General features: G+C 57.5%; 3 protein-coding genes and 1 pseudogene. 3 read left to right on the top strand and 1 reads right to left on the bottom strand.

Features of this window, described 5'->3' with window-relative positions:
* From ACIQ5B_RS10165 to pheT, 3 genes and pseudogenes are all read left to right on the top strand, one after another.
* A pseudogene (locus ACIQ5B_RS10165) lies at window positions 1-102 on the top strand (50S ribosomal protein L20); the annotation flags it as partial.
* Between the two features lie 82 nt (window positions 103-184).
* Window positions 185-1267, top strand: coding sequence for a phenylalanine--tRNA ligase subunit alpha (pheS, locus tag ACIQ5B_RS10160; RefSeq protein ID WP_397598917.1), 1083 nt, complete (start codon window positions 185-187; stop codon window positions 1265-1267).
* Window positions 1264-3663 carry a phenylalanine--tRNA ligase subunit beta gene (gene pheT / locus ACIQ5B_RS10155; RefSeq protein WP_397598916.1) on the top strand — a complete coding sequence of 800 codons (2400 nt, stop codon included), beginning with the start codon at window positions 1264-1266 and terminating at the stop codon, window positions 3661-3663. The genes pheS and pheT overlap by 4 nt, the downstream gene beginning before the upstream one ends.
* A gap of 58 nt (window positions 3664-3721) precedes the next feature.
* Here pheT and ACIQ5B_RS10150 read toward each other — a convergent pair.
* Window positions 3722-4982: TonB-dependent receptor (locus ACIQ5B_RS10150; protein WP_397598915.1), on the bottom strand; the 1261-nt coding region annotated here is incomplete at its 5' end.

Below are 4982 nucleotides of genomic sequence, written 5' to 3'. Positions count from 1 at the left end.
GAACTGGACCGCAAGGTTCTTGCCGACCTCGCGATGAACGAAGCCGCGATGTTTAGCACGATCATTGCGCAGTCGAAGGCAGCGCTCGCGAAAGCAGCATAAGCTCCTAAAACTTCGATATTGCGCAAAAGGGCGTGGGCGGCACTTGCCGTTCGCGCCCTTTTGCTTATTCAGGCGAACCATGATGACAGATATTGCGACACTCCAAACCGAACTGATGGCAGCGATTGATTCCGCGGATACGCTGGATGCGCTGGAGGCTGTTCGGATATCCGCCCTTGGCAAGCAAGGTAGCGTTTCGGCGTTGCTCAAGACGATGGGGGCGATGTCGCCCGATGAACGTCAGACGCAAGGTCCCATTATCAATGGTCTGCGCGAAAGCGTGACAGCGGCGCTGGCCGCGAAAAAAGCAGCTTTGGAAACCGCCGAGTTGAACCGGCGTCTCGCAAGCGAATATGTCGACATGACATTGCCTGCGCCCGAAACACCGCGCGGAACAGTGCATCCCGTCAGCCAAGTCATGGACGAGCTTGCCGAAATCTTTGCCGACATGGGCTTCGCCGTTGCCGAAGGGCGTGAGATCGAAGATGATTGGCACAATTTCACCGCGCTCAACATTCCCGAAACACATCCTGCGCGCGCGATGCATGATACATTCTATTTCCCCGACGAAATGGCGCGCGAAGGCAGCAAAATGCTGCTGCGGACGCACACATCGCCGGTGCAAATCCGCACCATGACGTCACAGGAACCACCGATCCGCATTATCGCACCTGGCCGCGTCTACCGCAGCGACAGCGATGCGACGCACACGCCGATGTTCCACCAGATCGAAGGCCTTGTCATCGACAAGGGCATTCACCTTGGTCATCTGAAATGGACGCTGGAGACATTTCTGAAAGCCTATTTCGAACGCGAAGATGTCGTCTTGCGTCTGCGTCCAAGCTATTTCCCGTTCACCGAACCATCGGTCGAAGTCGACGTCGGCTATTCGATGGTCAACGGCAAGCGCGTCATTGGCGGATCGGAAGGCTGGATGGAGGTTCTTGGCTCCGGCATGGTCCATCGCAAGGTTATCGAGGCCTGCGGGCTTGATCCCGATATATGGCAGGGCTTTGCCTTTGGTACCGGTGTCGACCGGCTTGCCATGCTGAAATATGGGATGGACGATCTGCGCGCCTTCTTCGACGGCGATAATCGCTGGCTGCAGCATTACGGATTTGACGCGCTCGATGTTCCGACGCTGAGCGGAGGAGTAGGCGCATGAAATTCTCATTATCATGGCTGAAAGAGCATCTTGATACCGACGCCGATATGCAGGCCGTTGCCGATTGCCTGAACCGTATCGGGCTTGAGGTTGAAGGCATCGAAAACCCGGCAGAAAAATTGTCCGCATTCCGCATTGCAAAGGTGCTGAGCGCGGCGCCGCATCCGCAGGCGGATAAATTGCAGATACTGTCCGTCGACGCAGGTGGCGATCCGCTTCAGGTGGTCTGTGGCGCACCCAATGCGCGGGCAGGCATGCTTGGCGTATTCGGTCCAGCCGGCGCCGTCGTTCCCGCAAATGGCATGGTGTTGAAGGTTGCGGCGATCAGGGGTGTCGAATCCAACGGCATGATGTGTTCGATTGCGGAGCTGGAATTGGGCGACGACCATGATGGCATCATCGAACTCGCGGCCGACGCACCAGTTGGGACAGTCTATGCCGATTGGGCAGGATTGGACGACCCCGTCATTGATGTCAGCATCACCCCCAACCGTCAGGATTGCATGGGCGTTCGCGGCATCGCACGTGACCTTGCCGCCGCTGGCCTTGGGACATTGCGCCCGCTGAACGAAGTCTACCGCATTAATTTGGACACGCCAAATGAAGGCAGTGGCCCCGCGCCGATCGTGCGTACGGACGACGCTGCAGGCTGCCCTGCGTTCTTCGCACAGGCTGTCTCCGGTGTCCGTAATGGCGACGCCCCCGAATGGATGCGCAGCAAGCTGAAAGCCATTGGCCAAAAGCCGATTTCAGTGCTCGTCGACATCACCAACTTCATATCCATTGATCTTGGCCGGCCCTTGCACGTTTATGACCGCGCGAAGCTGAATGGCGCGCTGGTGGCACGCAAGGCGGTCGACGGGGAAGACGTGGTCGCCCTCAACGGCAAGACTTACACGCTGGATTCCAGCATGACCGTCATTGCTGACGACAGCATGGTGCATGACATTGGCGGTATCATGGGTGGCGAGCATAGCGGCGTTTCGGAAACGACGACGGATGTCCTCATTGAGTGCGCCTATTTCGACCCCGAACATATTGCACGCACCGGGCAAAAGCTGGCTTTGACCAGCGATGCGCGGCAACGTTTTGAACGCGGTGTTGACCCTGCCTTTCTGGAAGACGGATTGGCGATCGCGACCAAGCTCGTGCTCGATCATTGCGGCGGGACGCCAAGTGCCATCACTAGGGCGGGCGCTGCACCAGTTGCGCCGCGCAACATTTCTTATGACACCCAATATTGCCAGCAACTTGGCGGCGTTAATGTTGCACCGGACGAACAGCGCAATATCTTGGAAAGACTGGGCTTTTCGGTAAGCGACGACTGGCGCGTTACCGTGCCGACATGGCGTCGTGACGTCGATGGCCCTGCAGATATTGTCGAAGAAGTCGTGCGTATCGTCGGGCTCGACAATGTCGTGTCCGTGCCATTGCCCCGTGCAGACGGCGTCGCCAAGCCAACCGCAACGCCTGTCCAGTCGCTGGAACGTAAAGTGCGCCGTGCAGCGGCAGCCCGTGGCTTGAACGAGGCGATCAACTGGTCGTTCCTGCCGCAAAAGGCGGCGGACGCATTTGGTGGCGGCACATGGAGCCTTGCCAACCCGATCTCCGAAGACATGAAGGTCATGCGCCCTTCATTGTTGCCGGGATTGCTGTCAGCAGCGCAGCGGAACATGGACCGCGGCGCATCATCGGTGCGGCTGTTCGAAATCGGACGGCGTTATTTTGCCGCGGCGGATGGCACAAGCGACGAGCGTCTGACGGCGGGAATCGTGCTGGCTGGCGACAAATCCGTGCGCAACTGGGCGACGGGCAAATCAGCAAAATTTGATGCTTTTGATGCCAAGGCAGAGGCCATCGCATTGCTCAAGGCAGCGGGTGTCGCAACCGACGGTCTGCTCGTGATGGACGATGCCGGCGCGCATTATCATCCCGGACAATCGGCGACATTGCGTATGGGACCAAAGAATATTCTTGGCGCATTCGGCACACTTCATCCGGCAACGGCAAAGGCCTTTGACCTGGATGGCAGCGTTGTCGCAGCGGAAATCTTTTTGGATGCAATACCGCTCAAAAAAGCCACTGGCTTTATGCGTCCGGCCTTCACACCGCCTGCATTACAAGCCGTTACCCGCGACTTTGCGTTTCTGGTTTCCCAAGATACGCCGGCCAATGATCTGGTTCGGGCCATTAAGGGATGCGACAAAGACAACATCGTCGCCGCGCGTTTGTTTGACCGCTTTGCCGGGCAGGGCGTACCCGAGGGCCAAGTCAGCCTGGCGGTTGAAATTACGCTTCAACCCACCGACAAAAGCTATGGCGATGATGATCTGAAACTGATTTCAGATAAGGTCATTGCGGCCGCAGCCAAACTGGGCGCGGTGCTTCGCGGATAAAAAGAAGGCCGGGCATGATGGCCCGGCCTTCTTTTTTCATGCGCCTTCGCGCAGCTTTTTAGAACTTCACGCCAGCGGTCACAAACAGCTGACGCGGGTTGCCATAAAATGCGGTCAGCGTGCCTTCGCGGCCCAGCGAGGCAACAGGCAAACCGTTTCCGCCAATGATCGGCACGCCAGTCGTCGCATTGCCAGCAATGAAGCTGTAGCCCGAAGTTTTATATTCCTTGTCGAACAGGTTCTTACCATAAAGCCCAATGCTCCAACGATCGTCAGGCGCGGTATACACCAGGCTTGCGTCGACGAGGGCATAGCCGGACTGATCGATATAGGGGTTCGGAATTTCGAACTGCGTCGTGCTGCTGCGGTACGAAACGGTTGTGCCCAGATTCAAGCGTCCGGCGCCAACTGGCGTCATGTAGGCAAGCGTTGCGCTGGCGGTCCATGACGGTGTGTTCTGCACATCGCGGAAGGCAGCAACATCGGTCGGGACGCTCGCGATGTTCGAGATATATTGGTCGAACTTCGCATCAATATAACCCACTGCACCCAGCAAGTTCAAACGATCACCTTCATTGGCAACGTTCTCGCCAAGCCGTGCGTTAAACTCAAGCTCGACACCCTTGAATGTCGCCTTGCCTGCGTTGGACGTTACGCCGCAGAAGGATGGCAGGCCACTGACGATACATGCAACCGAACCAGGGATTTGCACGTCCTTATAGTCGGCGTAGAAGCCCGCGAGCGCGAAGGTCAGGCCGCCGTCGAACGCATTGCCCTTATAACCAACTTCATAGCTGTCGACGCTTTCTGGACGGAAGCTCAAAAACGCAGCCACTTCGTCATTTTCGCCACGGATACCATTGCCGTTGAGGTCGGGCGCATTGGCACCCACACCGCGCGGGTCAAAGCCGCCGCCCTTGAAGCCTTGGCTGAAGCTCGCGTAAATATTGTCATCTGGCGTTGGCTTGAAGCTCAGCGATACGCGGGGCGTGAATTTTTTGAAATCACGCTGCCCGCTGAAGTTGGTGCTGGCTGCACCAAAGGCGACGCCTGCCCCGCCAAAGAAGGGCGATCCGCCGCCGAGATAATTTTGGCGCAGGATATTCGCGGTGCGTTTATCCCATGTGTAACGGCCACCAACCGACAGGCTGAGCTGTTCGGAAAGGTCGTACGTAAAATCACCGAAGACGGCGTAGGTTTCCGTATCGACCGCAGCATTGGTAAATGCCGTCAATCCGCTGAGCGTCGTGAACAGGCGCACATCGAACAAGGTATCTGCCGTGGCATCCAGATAATATGCACCGACCATGCCGCTGAAC

The organism is Sphingorhabdus sp., from assembly GCF_044374345.1.
Classification (GTDB): domain Bacteria; phylum Pseudomonadota; class Alphaproteobacteria; order Sphingomonadales; family Sphingomonadaceae; genus Sphingorhabdus_B.
Note: the sequence above shows the minus strand (reverse complement) of the source record. Positions and strands in the feature narration are given on the sequence as shown.